The sequence below is a fragment of the bacterium genome, assembly GCA_035454885.1.
GTDB lineage: Bacteria > UBA10199 > UBA10199 > JACPAL01.
Genome location: DATIGE010000047.1, coordinates 1 through 13,355, shown reverse-complemented (window position 1 = coordinate 13,355; position 13,355 = coordinate 1). Strand labels below are relative to the sequence as shown.

Annotated in this window: 12 protein-coding genes; 8 read left to right on the top strand and 4 right to left on the bottom strand. The window is 61.5% G+C overall.

Annotation, left to right across the window (positions count from 1 at the left end; genetic code table 11):
• Nucleotides 1-83: 83 nt before the first annotated feature.
• Together trxB and VLJ37_08325 are read left to right on the top strand one after the other, a co-directional pair.
• Nucleotides 84-1,016 carry a thioredoxin-disulfide reductase gene (gene trxB / locus VLJ37_08330; protein ID HSA59677.1) on the top strand — a complete coding sequence of 311 codons (933 nt, stop codon included), beginning with the start codon at nt 84-86 and terminating at the stop codon, nt 1,014-1,016.
• The gene (locus VLJ37_08325) at nt 1,016-1,699 is read left to right on the top strand and encodes a DUF2461 domain-containing protein (protein ID HSA59676.1); all 684 of its coding nucleotides are present in this window, start codon (nt 1,016-1,018) and stop codon (nt 1,697-1,699) included. Before trxB ends, VLJ37_08325 begins: the two co-directional genes overlap by 1 nt.
• On the opposite strand, the gene VLJ37_08320 is transcribed toward VLJ37_08325, so the two are convergent.
• Nucleotides 1,674-3,212, bottom strand: coding sequence for an NCS2 family permease (locus VLJ37_08320; GenBank protein ID HSA59675.1), 1,539 nt, complete (start codon nt 3,210-3,212; stop codon nt 1,674-1,676). The two genes, VLJ37_08325 and VLJ37_08320, sit on opposite strands and share 26 nt — an antisense overlap.
• 84 nt (nt 3,213-3,296) lie before the next feature.
• Between VLJ37_08320 and VLJ37_08315 the strand changes: the two genes are divergently transcribed.
• Nucleotides 3,297-4,835: a YifB family Mg chelatase-like AAA ATPase gene (locus tag VLJ37_08315; protein HSA59674.1), complete on the top strand. Its 1,539-nt coding sequence runs from the start codon at nt 3,297-3,299 to the stop codon at nt 4,833-4,835.
• A 57-nt stretch (nt 4,836-4,892) separates the two neighbouring features.
• Here VLJ37_08315 and VLJ37_08310 read toward each other — a convergent pair whose 3' ends face one another.
• Nucleotides 4,893-5,234 carry a hypothetical protein gene (locus VLJ37_08310; GenBank protein HSA59673.1) on the bottom strand — a complete coding sequence of 114 codons (342 nt, stop codon included), beginning with the start codon at nt 5,232-5,234 and terminating at the stop codon, nt 4,893-4,895.
• A gap of 191 nt (nt 5,235-5,425) precedes the next feature.
• On the opposite strand from VLJ37_08310, the gene VLJ37_08305 reads away from it, so the two are divergent.
• From VLJ37_08305 to VLJ37_08295, 3 genes are read left to right on the top strand one after another with little or no spacing between them, the layout of a single operon-like run.
• Nucleotides 5,426-6,742, top strand: coding sequence for an inositol-3-phosphate synthase (locus VLJ37_08305; GenBank protein ID HSA59672.1), 1,317 nt, complete (start codon nt 5,426-5,428; stop codon nt 6,740-6,742).
• A gap of 37 nt (nt 6,743-6,779) precedes the next feature.
• The gene (locus VLJ37_08300) at nt 6,780-7,853 is read left to right on the top strand and encodes a hypothetical protein (protein HSA59671.1); all 1,074 of its coding nucleotides are present in this window, start codon (nt 6,780-6,782) and stop codon (nt 7,851-7,853) included.
• A gap of 42 nt (nt 7,854-7,895) precedes the next feature.
• The gene (locus VLJ37_08295) at nt 7,896-8,702 is read left to right on the top strand and encodes a methyltransferase domain-containing protein (GenBank protein ID HSA59670.1); all 807 of its coding nucleotides are present in this window, start codon (nt 7,896-7,898) and stop codon (nt 8,700-8,702) included.
• Here the strand turns inward: VLJ37_08295 and VLJ37_08290 are convergent.
• Nucleotides 8,680-9,147 carry a polyketide cyclase gene (locus VLJ37_08290; GenBank protein HSA59669.1) on the bottom strand — a complete coding sequence of 156 codons (468 nt, stop codon included), beginning with the start codon at nt 9,145-9,147 and terminating at the stop codon, nt 8,680-8,682. The genes VLJ37_08295 and VLJ37_08290 overlap by 23 nt on opposite strands.
• A 2-nt stretch (nt 9,148-9,149) precedes the next feature.
• The gene (locus VLJ37_08285; protein HSA59668.1) at nt 9,150-10,790 is read right to left on the bottom strand and encodes a ChaN family lipoprotein; all 1,641 of its coding nucleotides are present in this window, start codon (nt 10,788-10,790) and stop codon (nt 9,150-9,152) included.
• Nucleotides 10,791-10,921: 131 nt separating this feature from the next.
• Between VLJ37_08285 and VLJ37_08280 the strand changes: the two genes are divergently transcribed.
• Complete coding sequence (locus tag VLJ37_08280; GenBank protein ID HSA59667.1) at nt 10,922-12,052, top strand: citrate/2-methylcitrate synthase; 1,131 nt, start codon at nt 10,922-10,924, stop codon at nt 12,050-12,052.
• Nucleotides 12,053-12,067: 15 nt separating this feature from the next.
• Complete coding sequence (gene icd / locus VLJ37_08275) at nt 12,068-13,327, top strand: NADP-dependent isocitrate dehydrogenase (protein HSA59666.1); 1,260 nt, start codon at nt 12,068-12,070, stop codon at nt 13,325-13,327.
• The last annotated feature ends 28 nt before the right edge of the window (nt 13,328-13,355 follow it).

Here is a 13,355-nt window from a genome sequence, read left to right as displayed (position 1 = left end):
AGAGTCCATCGCCGGGGGGTGAAAGGAGTTGCGGGCGAAATCGTCTTCGGGCAGGCTGACCTTCCTTTTGGGAGGAAACTCACATGGCGGTCGAGAATGTCATCATTATCGGAAGCGGACCCGCGGGGCTCACAGCGGCCATCTATACGGCGCGCGCGGACTTGAACCCCTTCATGATCGAGGGCTATCAGGCCGGCGGCCAGCTCATGCTCACCTCGGAGGTCGAAAATTTTCCCGGCTACCCGGAGGGCGTCTTGGGCCCCGAGATGATGGCCGATTTAAGGAAACAGGCCGAGCGCTTCGGCACGCGCTACCTCACCAAGGACGTCACCCGGGTCGATTTCTCCAAAAAACCGTTTGTCGTCGAGGTGGGAGACGAGAAGTATCAAGCCCAGTCCGTCATCATCTCCACCGGCGCCTCGGCCCGCCTGATCGGGCTGCCGAACGAAAGGCGGCTCATGGGCAAGGGCGTCACCACCTGCGCGACCTGCGACGGGGCCTTTTTCCGGAACATGGAGGTCGCGGTGGTGGGCGGCGGCGATTCGGCCATCGAAGAGGCGACCTTTCTCACACGCTTTTGCACGCGCGTTACCGTGATTCATCGAAGGGACGCCCTTCGGGCGTCTAAGATCATGCAGGACAGGGCCAGGGCGAATCCCAAGGTCTCCTTTATCTGGGACACGGTCGTGGAGGACGTCATCGGCGAGAAGGAGGTCGAGGGTCTGAAGCTCAAGAACGTCAAGACCGGCGAGACCTCGACGCTCAAGGTCGCCGGCCTCTTCGTCGCCATCGGGCACGATCCGAACACGAAGCTCTTCAAGGGCCAGATCGGCATGGACGGGAACGGCTACATCATCACAAAGGACGGGATGAAGACCAACGTCCCCGGCGTCTTCGCCTGCGGCGACGTCCAGGACCACGTCTACCGCCAGGCGATCACCGCCGCGGGATCCGGCTGCCAGGCGGCGATCGATTGCGAACGCTACCTCGAGGCTGAAGGGCACAAAGGGCACTGATGGCAAAAAGCGCGTCAGCCGAGCAGTTCTTCTCCTCCGACCTCTTCAAGTTCCTCAAGGACCTGGCCAAGCACAACAACCGGGAGTGGTTTGCGGCCAACAAGGCCCGTTACGAAGCTGTCGTGCGCGATCCGGCCCTCCGCTTCATCGCCCACTTCGCGGTCGTTTTACCCTCGGTCGCTCCCGGCTTCGTCGCCGACCCGCGTGCGTCGGGCGGTTCCCTCTTCCGCATCTACCGGGACACGCGCTTTTCCAAGGACAAGACGCCCTACAAGACCCATATCGGCATGCAGTTCCGCCACCGCTTCGCGGGCCGGGACGCGCACGCGCCTTGCTTTTACTTCCACCTGGAACCGAAGGAATGCTTCATCGCCGCCGGCCTCTGGCATCCCGACCCCATCGCCCTGGCGAAGGTGAGGAACGCCATCGCCGCCGCGCCGAAGGCGTGGAAAAAGGCCCGCAAGGGTTTTGTCCTCGACGGTGACGTGTTGAAGCGCCCCCCGAAGGGCTTCGATCCGAAGCATCCGTGCATCGCGGACATCAAGCGGAAGGATTTTCTAACCTGGATCCCCATGCAAGACGCACACGTCTGCCGCGACGACGTCCTGAAGGAAGTGGCGAACGCTTGCCGGAGGATGAAGCGTCTCGTGGATTTTCTTACGCGTGCGCTGGATCTTTCCTGAGGCTTTTCGCCAGGAGGAAGAGAATCCCCGCCATGGCGTAGCCGGCCGCGTGGGGCCAACCCACCGTCCAGCCGTAGTGCTGAAGGACGTCGTTTCCCTCGATCTTATACGTGTGGATGACACCGACGAGCGACAGAACCGCGCCGGCCAAGGCCCACAGCGACGCCTTCACGAACTCGTTGTCGATCAGCGAGACCGCGATCGCCGCCCAGATCATCGAGCTCAGGATGAACCCCTGATTGAGGGCGATGATGCCGGTCAGCGAATAGCTTTGAATCGTCCCGTTCACCCCAAGGGCCGACAGGCTCGATCCGCCCGCCATCAGGGCCCCTTGGACGATGAGCAAGGCCCAGGCGGCTAGCGCCGGGATCAGCCCCAAGGCGACCGCCGGCGCGTGCTGCGACGGCACCGCCTGATAGGCCTGGGCCATGATGATGATGCCGACCCAAAGGACGATGGCGATGCCCGCCTCCAGCGGCATGACGGTGGAGACGAGGTTCACCGCCCCAAAGAGGCAGATCGCCGCGATGAAGACGCCGTTCATCACCGAATATCCGGCCCGCGCCCCCATGGCCTTCCAGCCGGGGTGGCCGATGTAGATGGTGGTGGGAAAACAGCTCCCCAGGGCGGCCGCCACGACGGAGCCCAGGCCGTTGGCGACGAGACAGCTCCGCGTCGGATAGGCGTCCCCCGCCGCCTCCGCCGATTCGATGTTCTGGAGCGAGCCGACCACGTTGAAGAGCGCCATGGGGACGATGATCGAGAGGTGGGTGAACACGTACGGGCTCTTCAGGATCTCCCAAAGTTCCGCGACGGAAGATTGCGGCGGGTAGAATCGGATCTCCGCCCAGGCCTGCGCGACCCGATCGGCCGACATCACCCCGCCCGCCCAGGCCATGGCGGAGCCGATGACGACGGCATAGAGGCCGCCCGGGATCCCGAAGGGAAGACGGCGGCCCGAAAAATAGGTCACCAGGATGATCGCCAGCGGCACCAACGCCAACAGGGGGCGCGCGAAGATCTTGAAGGCGAAGTCCATCGAGATGAACGTGATGGCGATCCCCGCCAAGGCCGAGAGGAGAGCCGCCCGCGGCGTGACCTTGCGGATCCACGCCCCGAAGAAGCTCACGACGATCTCCAGGACGGCGCTCAGGAAGCAGGCGAGCAGCCCCACCTTCCAGGCGAGTTCGGCGTTCCGGGTCTGCTGATAGACCGGCAGGATGACGAAGAAGATGAAACCGAAGAGGCTGACGGTGTTGATGCCGTAGGGAAGGGCGCAGACGTCGCTCCTCCCCTCCCTCTTCGCCAACCTCCGCGCCTGCCAGGAATAATAGAAGTTCCCGAAGAGCACCGATAACGCCGCACCGGGCAGGATGCGCCCGTAGACGATCTCCGGCGGAAAATGGCAGAGGCCGATCAAAAGGGATTGGATCAGCAGGAGTTGGATCAGGTTGTCGATCGCGAGGCCAAAGAAGCCATCGAGGTCCTGCCCCACGAAGAGTCTGTTTTTCATACCCGACCGTCCTTAATTCCGAACCCTTTTGCTTTCAAGCTCAGCTCAAAATTATTGGCACGCCCCTTGCTTTCTCATGTCGTCATGTTGTCGCGAGTCTTCAGCGCCGGCCTGTTGGGGATCGACGGGTTTCTCGTCGAGGTCGAAGTGGACATCGCCCAGGGGCTCGCCAACTGGAATACGGTGGGGCTCCCCGAATCGAGCGTCAAGGAGAGCCGCGACCGGGTCATCGCCGCCGTCAAAAACTCCGGCTACTCGTTCGAAAGGCGCCGGATCACGATCAACCTGGCGCCCGCGGACGTCAAAAAGGAGGGAACCGCCTTCGACCTCCCCATCGCCCTGGGGCTGCTGGCCTCGTCCGAGCTGATCCCCCCCGAACGGCTGGAGGACTCCCTCTTTTTGGGGGAACTCTCGCTCCACGGCGAGGTGAAACCCATCCACGGCGCCCTCTCCATCGCGCTCCTGGCCAAGAAAAAGAAAATAAGAAAGCTCATCCTGCCCGAGAAAAACGCCCATGAGGCCTCCGTCATCCCGGAGGTCTCCGTGTTCGCCGTCCGGCATTTGGCCGACGTTGTCGGGCACGTCACCGGCGAGCGACCTCTAGAGCCGAAAGGCCCCGCACAGGCCCGTTCTCCCCAATCCCCCCACCCCTCCCTCCACGCCCTCGATTTCTCGGAAATCAAAGGCCAAACCCAGGCCAAACGGGCCCTAGAGGTCGCCGCCGCCGGCGGGCACAACGTGATGATGATCGGCCCGCCGGGCTCGGGCAAGACGATGCTCGCGCAAAGGCTTCCCACCATCCTGCCGCCGATGAGCTTTGAAGAGGCCCTCGAAACCTCCAAGGTTTACAGCGTGGTGGGTTTACTCCGGGAAAGGGAAACCTTGGTAACCGAACGCCCCTTCCGCTCGCCTCATCACACGATCTCGACGGCGGGGTTGGCCGGCGGCGGGACGCATCCGAGGCCCGGCGAGGTCAGTCTCGCGCACAACGGGGTCCTTTTCCTGGACGAATTGCCGGAATTCCCGCGGAACGTCCTGGAGATCCTCCGCCAGCCCCTCGAATCCGGGATCATTACGATCGCCCGCGCCCTCACGACCCTGACGTTCCCCGCGCGGGCGACGCTCATCGCCTCGATGAACCCCTGCCGGTGCGGATTCTTGGGATCAAAACTCAAGGAATGCGTGTGCACGGCCGTCGCAGTCCAGAAATACCGCGGCCGCGTCTCGGGCCCCTTGTTGGATCGGATCGACATCCAAATCGAGGTCCCACCCGTCCCTTTTGGCGAGCTGACCGCCGTGGCCGAGGGCGAGTCGTCCGAAAGGATCCGCGGCCGCGTCCTCAAGGCCCGGGAGATCCAAAAAAAGAGGTTTGGAGCATCGAAGATCCACGCGAACGCGCAGATGACGGGAAGACTCTTGCGAAAACACGCGGAGATCGACGCCGAGGGCTCCGGTCTCCTGGAAAAGGCGGTGGCCCGGCTCTCCCTCTCGGCGCGGGCTTACGACCGCATCCTCAAAGTGGCGCGGACGATCGCAGACCTCGAGGCGGCGCCGCGGATAAGAACGCAACACCTCGCGGAGGCCATCCACTACCGGAGCCTCGATCGAAATTACGGAATGTAAAGGGAGTCCTAGCCCCGCTTCCCGCGGGACAGCGCTCGCTACGGCTCGTAGCGGTAGCTAGCCGAACATCTTCCGCAGGCGTGAATCTTCCTGAGCGGCATCGAGGATCTTTTCCGTCACCTCGTCCATGATGTCCGGGATGTCGTAAAAATCCGCGATGTTGTTCTTGATCTTCCGCCGGGCGGTCAGCCACAGGCGAAGCCGATCGATTTGGACTCCCCCTCTCCGAATCATCGACAAAAGCTCGGTCGACCGCTTGCGGGCCTCCTCGGTCAAGGAGACCCCGTCCGTAATATCGATCAGGTTGACCTTGGCCTTCTTCTCGAAGGCCTGGGCCCCCTGTCCGACCTCTTCCGGGCGGGCGGCGCCGAACAGATTTTTGAACCAACCAACGAGCACGTTCACTCCTTGTGACTTTTATTTCGCACCCCCCCGCCGAGAAGTTGCGGAAAAACCCATTTGGCGTCCAAAAAAAGGACGGAACCAATCGGCGAATCGGGCCGAAAGACCCTATAAGTTTGGGGTTTACACGGGGACTTCCCGCCTGCTACGAGGCACCCTTCAACTCAAACCGCAAGGAGCAGCATCGTATGATCGAAAAAGGCACGAAGATCGAGCCCGCGACCGGTAAACTCGGCATCCTCCTGGTGGGACTGGGGGCCGTCTCCACCACCTTCATCGCCGGCGTCGAGGCCTTCAAAAAGGGCATCGCGAAACCGATCGGTTCTCTCACCCAAATGGGCCACATTCGCCTCGGCAAACGCACCGAGAAGCGCCATCCCCTGATCAAGGAATTCGCCCCCTTGGCGAAATTGGAGGACATCGTCTTCGGCGCCTGGGACATCTTCCCGGACAACGCCTATGAAGCGGCCAAGAAGGCCCAAGTCCTCAAGAAGGAAGATCTGGACGCCTTGAAGCCCGAACTGGAGAAGGTCAAGCCCTGGAAGGCCGTCTTCGACAAGCATTACGTGAAGAAGCTCGACGGATCGAACGTCAAGACCGGCAAGAACAAGAAGGACCTGGCCGACCAGCTCATCGCGGACATCGAGGCATTCAAGAAGACGAACAACCTCTCCCGCGTCGTCATGATTTGGTGCGGGTCCACCGAGGTCTACCTGCAACCCCAGGAAGTCCACAAGTCGCTCAGGAACTTTGAAAAGGGTCTCGAAGAGAGCAACAAGGACATCGCCCCCAGCATGATCTACGCCTACGCGGCGCTGAAGTCGAAGATCCCCTACTGCAACGGGGCCCCGAACCTGACGGTCGACATCCCGGCCATTCAGGAATTGGCCCTCCAGAACGGTTGCGCCATCTCCGGCAAGGACTTCAAGACAGGCCAGACCCTCATGAAGACGATCCTGGCGCCCGGTTTCAAGGCCCGCATGCTGGGCATCGAAGGCTGGTTTTCCTCGAACATCCTGGGAAACCGCGACGGCGAGGTGTTGGACGATCCGGATTCGTTCAAGACGAAGGAGGAATCGAAGCTCTCCGTCCTGGAGACGATCCTTCAGCCCGAGCTGTATCCCGAACTCTACGGCAAGATGTATCACAAGGTCCGCATCCATTATTACCCGCCGCGCGGCGATAACAAGGAAGGCTGGGACAACATCGATATCACCGGCTGGATGGGCTACCCGATGCAGATCAAGGTCGATTTCCTCTGCCGCGATTCCATCCTGGCAGCGCCGCTCGTCTTGGATCTGGTCCTCTTCACCGACCTCGCGCAACGCGCCGGCATGAAGGGCATCCAGGAATGGCTCTCCTTCTACTACAAGAGCCCGATGACGGCCCCCGGCCTCTACCCCGAGCACAACCTCTTCATCCAGGAGATGAAGCTGAAGAACACGCTTCGCTACCTCATGGGCGAGGAGCAAATCACCCATTTGGGGCTCGAATACTACGAGTAGACCCTCCGTTCGCAGTGCCATTCTCCTCGTTTCGCTGGTGGGCCTCCTATCAGGCCCGCTTTTCGCCCAGACGCCCGACCCCGAAACCTACGGAGCCGAATCCAATCCGACGGGAGACCCGATCGGAGGAGGCAAAGGCTACTCCCGGATCGTGTCCGCGGCCGACGCCTCCATCGTCGTCAAAACGAAGAAAGAGCTTCTCGCCGCCCTGTCTGCGATGGGGAGCGGCGGGATCGTCTATATTTCAGACGGCGCCAAGATCGATATGACGGGGGAGTCCGAGGTTCAGATCCCGTCCGGCATGACCTTGGCGAGCGGCCGGGGGCGCGGACGCTCGAAAGGCGCCCTGCTTTACACCTCCAGCGCCGACGCCCGGCTCGTCTTTCTGGCCGGGGGTCCCGGCATCCGGATCACCGGATTGAGGCTCCAAGGCCCCGACGGCGGCATCGGCGGCAAAGATCCCTATACCCCCCCTCCGGTGGGAGGCATCAAGGGCGCCTTCGCAGGTTTGGAGATCGATAATTGCGAGCTCAGCCGTTTTCCCTATGCGGCCGTCTCGCTCAATCCCGGGGCCGACGGCGCCTACGTCCATCACAGCTTCATTCACCATAATCAGAGGGGGGGTCTCGGATATGGAATCGTTGTCGACCAGGCCTCGGTCCGCGTCGAGGCCAATCTCTTCGACACCAACCGACACGCCATTGCCGCGACAGGGCGCCCCGGGACGGGCTACGAAGCGTCCTACAACGTCTTCACCGGCCGTAAAAAGAACGCGGCGGGCTACGCGCATTATGCCTTGGACATGCACGCGCAGGCCGTCAACGACCGCGTCATCGGCGGAAGCGTCATACGGATCCATCACAACTCGATTTATTACCGAGGCTATAATGGAGATTCCGCCATTGGCGCGGTTCACATCGAGGGGAGGCCCCAAAAGGGGGCCTGGATCCATCACAACGTGTTTGCGGCGGATGACGATCAGGCGGTCTCGCAAAGGTTCTACAAGCGGGGCCCTTGCGATCGGGGCCTGTGCTTCGTCCGCGATACCTTCTCGGACTTCGACAACGTCTTCGTGTTCTCGAACAAATTCGGGGCGAGACCGCCTCGATAGAACCGTCTTGCCGAAAACTTCGATTTGTAGGAGGTGAAGGTCATGGCTTCGGATCCCATCGCGGAGTTCAAGGCGAAGCAGCGCGAGACGTGGGCTCTCGGCAACTTCGGAGAAGTGGCGGTCTTCACGGCCCAGCCGGCGGGTCATCTCGTCCGGTTCGCGGGCGTCCGCGCCGGCCAAAAGGTGCTCGACGTGGCCACGGGGACCGGCGTGGTCGCCATCACGGCGGCGCGGCTGGGAGCAAAACTGACGGGTCTTGACCTCACCCCCGAGCTCCTCGAACAGGCCCGGCGGAACGCGGCCGTCGCGGAATTAAAGGACATCGAGTGGATGGAAGGGGACGCGGAGAAACTCCCGTTTCCGGATGCCGCCTTCGACGTCGTCTTGAGTCAGTTCGGCCACATTTTCGCGCCGCGGCCGGAAGTCGTCGTCAAAGAGATGCTGCGAGTCCTCAAGCCTGGGGGGACGATCGCCTTCGCGACGTGGCCGCCGGAACAATTGATCGGCCGCACCCTCGCGCTCACATCAAAATACGTCCCGCCGCCTCAGGGCGTCCCCGCTCCGACGCTCTGGGGGGACGTCAACCCGGTGCGCGAACGGCTGGGCGACCGCGTGAAGGACATCTTCTTCGAGCGCGGCATCATGGCCATCCCGGCGCTCAGCCCCCAGCATTTGATGGCGTGGCAAATGTCGAAGATCGGTCCCATGGTCAGGACCGTAGACGCGCTCCAAAAGGAACCGTCGAAACTTCAGGCCTATTTGAAGGAATCGGCCGACCTGATCGCGGCCTACACGGCCGACAACATCGTGCGCCACGAATACCTGCTCACGCGGGCGACGAAGATCTGATCCGGCGGTCGATTTCCGCCTGTAACCCACCCTCCCCCGTCCTCATCACCCAGTCGTGGTTCCATCGGAAGAGCGGTTTCAAGACCGGCGAGAGAAACTTGACCCAAGCCTTCTCGGCGCGGACATCCCAGTAAAAAGTGACGGCGACGTCGCACGAGTTTTCCTCCAGCCTCCAAAGTCCGCGTCCGGAAAGTTCCCCCGAGGCGCGGATCTCGATTTCATGCGGCGGGACTTCCCGGACAAGTTCGGTCGTAAAATCGAGCGTGTAAGGAAGCCTCGCCCGGACCAAGGCACGAACCTTCTTCGTCCCCACCACATCCGTTCTCACGTAGGCGGGCCGCCACCATCGGCAATAGGACTCTCCTTCCTTGAGGATGTCGAAGACCAGGCGGATCGGACCTCGGATCTTCCAATGGGTGACGAAATGGTAATCGGCGGCTTGCATGGTCACACTCGTTTCGGAATCTTCACACCCCGCAGGCGGCGAGCCCATTTACGGTACAAATCGAACGGCTCCCCCTCTTTTCCCATGGCGTCGTAGTAGAGCTCGCGGATCTCTTGCTTCGAGACCCGGCCGTCCAGCATCGCGTAGTAGAGCCGGTCGCCCAGCATGTATCCCAGGCCGTGGGTGACGCCGAAGAAAAGGTCGTGCCGGGACCGGAAGAACTGGCGGGACCGGATGGAAATCCCGCGTTTGTCCATCTCCCGGTGGCGCAGGACCAGGAGGGCGATCTCCAGCTCCCGATGGCGCTCCCGGGAGGCCGATTCGGAGGTCAGGTAAGAGATGAGACCGGCGTATTCCCTCTCGTGGAAACACTTCCGCTTGTGATTGATGATCTTCGAGCCGAAAAATCCAACCGCCTCGTGGATGACGTTGGCGTAGAAGGCGTCGACGGGATCCCGCGGGAACTCCTTTCCGGCGCTCAGATACTTGAGGTAGTGGGACGCCTCCTCCGCGGCGTGGTTGAGGGAAAGATTGCCGAGATAGACGTAATTTTTTTGGGGAATGCAGTAGCTCTCCGAGGCCAAAATCTGCTGTTTGACCCTCTGGATGTCCGATTTCGAAAAGCTCCCCTCCTCCCGGAGCGCCTTCAAGAAGCTCAGGTCGCCGCAGGTGAACACCTCCACGTCTTCCGCCCTCCGCGGGACGCGAAGCTCCAAAAACTCCGCGATCCGGTGGAGAAGGTCCAGAAAACTGTGCCGGGCATCGGTGTAGTCGATCTCGCCCTCCTCGTGCTCGAGCCAGTTCAGGAAGGTCTGCTGCCAAACGATGGGAGGGGTGTTGATCACGCAGAATTCGCGTTCGCTCACGCGCACGATCTCGACCTTGTCTTCGATCCCGTTCTCGGCCAGGCGCCAGTAGATGGCCTCACTGTTCTGGTAGACGATCAGGTCCTTTTTGCGGAGGCCCTTGGTTTGAAGGACGCGTCCGACCTCGGCCGGCAGGTGCTCGGGGGCCGTATGCAGGTCGCCCACAAAAACGATCAGTTTGCGGTCGGGTTCGCCCTCGACGACGGAGGCGACGATCCGCGCGCTCTCCCGGTCCCGCTTGGTGAGCGTGGCGTCGCCCCCCAGGGAGTATTCGATGCCGAACACCGGAATCTTGTGAAAACGGGCAAAGTCGAAGATCGGTTTAAAATTCTCCCACAGGTCGAAATACCAGTATTTGCGGAGCTTGATCCGTTCCAGGAAGGTATCCTCCGAGACGCGGCCGGCCAGATAGTCGTCGAGGTGCCGCTGATGCCGCTTCTGGACGAGCTCGAGACCCACGCCCAGCCGCGGAACGAGACCGACGACTTGCTTGAGGATCCGGAGCAACGTCCGCTGCGACTGCGGGTTGGTGTGATAGTCCCCGATGTAGACGATGTCGCTCTCGCGGATGGCGTCGATCAGCTCTCCGGCGCCGGAAGGGGCTTCGTAGGTCCGGACGCGCCGCTTGTAACGGCGCTCGTAGAGATCGAATCCCCGCTCGCGCACCATGGCCTGGCTGCGGATGATCTCGTCGTTCTTGGTAAAAATCTTTTTCTGGATCTTCAATAGCTCCTGGCGGGGTGAGAGCGCCTTCGAAATGGAATTCGGCGACGGCATGATGATTATCAATAAAATCTAGCACATTCGGGCCGAAAGTTCGATTGACATTCGAAGATGCCGGGATAGAAACTTGGCTTACACCTAAGAGGTGCGATTCAGGCTTTCATAGTTTTCGGGAGGATTTCATCGTGGCGGAAAAACCCACGTTCAAGGCCGGCATGGAAGACATCGTCGCGGCCCAGACCAAGCTTTGCGACATCGACGGACAGAAGGGCGAACTCATCTATTGCGGTTACGACATCCGCGATTTGGCCGATAACGCCTCGTTCGAGGAAGTCATCCATCTCCTGCTCCATATGCGCCTGCCCACGTCGTCGGAACTGAATGAACTCCGCATGACGCTCGACGAGAACGCGGAGATCCCGTACGAGATCATGGAGACCTTGAAGAGGCTGGCACCCCGCCTCTCGGGAATGGGGATGCTGCGCACCTTCGTCTCCATGCACGCCCACTTCGATCCGGAGGCCGGCGACCGCTCGATGTCGGCGAACGAAAACAAGGCCCTCCGGATCATCGCGAAGATCCCGACCCTGGTCGCCGCCTTCGACCGCTTCCGCAAGGGCAACCAGTACGTCCCGCCCAAGCCGGGCCAGTCGGTCGCCCAGCGCTTCCTTTACCAGCTCACCGGCAAGGACCCCATTCCGGAGGCGACGCGGGCCATGGACATGGCCCTCGTCCTCCACGCCGAGCACGGGTTCAACGCGTCCACCTTCACCGCCCGGGTGGTGGCGGCGACGCTTTCCGACATCTATTCGGCCGTGACCGCGGCCATCGCCGCCCTGAAGGGCCCCTTGCACGGAGGCGCCAACGAGGAAGTCATCAAGACCCTGCGCGCCATCGGGCATATTTCGCACGTCCGCGAATACATCGAGAACGAACTGGCCAACAAGCGCGTCATTTTCGGCTTCGGGCACCGGGTCTATAAGACGATCGACCCGCGCGCGAAACACCTCATGGCGATGTCCGAGGCGTTCAGCCGCAAGAGCGGCCAGATGAAGTGGTTTGATATGTCCGTCGAGATCCAGAAGATCATGAAGGAGTTGAAGGGCCTCGATCCGAACGTCGATTTCTATTCGGCGACTCTCTACCAGACGATGGGCATCCCGGTGGATCTCTTCACGGCGATCTTCGCCATGTCGCGGTCGGCCGGTTGGACGGCCCACATCCTGGAGCAATACCGGAACAACCGCCTCATTCGCCCCCAGTCCGAGTACATCGGGCCCAGGGGCCTGAAATACGTCCCCATCGATCAACGCTAACCACCAAGGAACCCTATGAGCGCATCCAAATTGAAAAGGCCCCAGTCCGGGGAGAAGATCCGCATTGAGAAGGAAAGGCTGATCGTCCCGGATCAGCCGGTGATCCCTTTCATCGAAGGCGACGGGACGGGCCCGGACATCTGGCGCGCGTCGCAGATCGTCTTCGACGCGGCCGTCGAAAAGGCCTACAAGGGCAAGCGGAAGATCCAGTGGTTCGAGGTTTACGCGGGCGAGAAGGCGCAGAAGGTCTACGGGGCCGAGTGCCCTCCGAATTTGCTCCCGACTGAAACGCTGGACGTCATCAAGGAGTACCTGGTCGCGATCAAGGGCCCGCTCACGACGCCCGTGGGCAAGGGGATCCGCAGCCTGAACGTCACGCTCCGTCAGGAGCTCGACCTGTACGTTTGTCTCCGTCCGGTCCGGTATTTTCAAGGCGTCCCTTCGCCCGTCAAGCACCCGGAAAAGGTCGGCATGGTGATCTTCCGGGAAAACACGGAGGACATCTACGCCGGCGTCGAATGGGAGGCCGGCACGCCGGAGGTCAAGAAGGTCCTGGAGTTCCTCCAAAAGGACATGGGCGTCAAGAAGATCCGGTTCCCCGAGACCTCGGGCATCGGCATCAAACCCGTTTCCAGGGAGGGCACGGAGCGTCTCGTGCGCGCCGCGATCAAGTACGCGCTGGCTCACAAGCGAAAGAGCCTCACCCTGATCCACAAGGGCAATATCATGAAGTTCACCGAAGGCGCCTTCATGCGCTGGGGCTACGAGCTGGCCAAGCGCGAGTTCGGCGATCAAACGGTGGGCTGGGAGGATTGCCAGGGGAAACCGCCGGCTGGAAAACTTCTGATCAAGGACGTCATCGCGGACGCTTTTCTACAGCAGATTCTGACCCGCCCCGATGAATACGACGTGATCGCGACGCTCAATCTCAACGGCGACTACATCAGCGACGCCCTGGCCGCGCAGGTCGGCGGCATCGGAATCGCCCCCGGCGGCAACATCAACTATGTCACCGGCCGAGCCATCTTCGAGGCCACCCACGGCACGGCGCCGAAGTATGCGGGCCAGGACAAGGTGAACCCAGGCTCGGTGATCCTGTCCGGCGTCATGATGCTCGAGTACCTGGGCTGGCAGGAGGCGGCGGACCTGATCGTCACGGCGCTGGAAAAGACGATCTCCAAAAAGACAGTCACCTACGACTTCCACCGCCTGATGGAGGGCGCGACCCTCGTCTCCTGCTCCGGGTTCGGCAAGGAAATCGTCAAAAATATGTAATGCAGGGGCGAATCTTGTATTCGCCCCC